The 429-nt window shown below is 42.9% G+C and carries 1 protein-coding gene; it reads left to right on the forward strand.

Annotation, left to right across the window (positions count from 1 at the left end; genetic code table 11):
* A partial coding sequence (locus PSH48_RS21045) for an aromatic amino acid lyase (RefSeq protein WP_273612328.1) occupies window positions 1–429 on the forward strand: 429 nt, incomplete at both ends.

Raw genomic sequence — 429 nt, forward strand, 5'->3', positions numbered from 1 at the left:
GTATATGGTATTAATACTGGCTTTGGGTTATTGGCCAATACTAAAATCGCTGACGATGAACTCGAACTATTACAACGCAGTATTGTGCTTTCACACGCCGCAGGTATTGGTGAGTTAATGGATGACAGCACCGTTAGATTGATGATCACACTAAAAATAAACTCTTTATCGCGCGGTTATTCTGGTATTCGCTTAGCTGTGCTTGAGTTTTTTATGCAGCTGCTTAAAAGTGAAGTTTACCCTTGCGTGCCTAAAAAGGGCTCAGTGGGTGCATCGGGCGATTTAGCACCGCTTGCGCATATGTGTTTGCCTTTATTAGGTGAGGGTAAAATGCGTTATCAAGGTGAGCTGATAAGCGCTACACAAGGGCTAAAAATTGCAGGTCTTGAGCCACTAACATTAGCTGCAAAAGAAGGGTTAGCCTTATTG

The sequence above is a fragment of the Pseudoalteromonas sp. Angola-4 genome (assembly GCF_028599265.1).
Lineage (GTDB): Bacteria > Pseudomonadota > Gammaproteobacteria > Enterobacterales > Alteromonadaceae > Pseudoalteromonas > Pseudoalteromonas atlantica.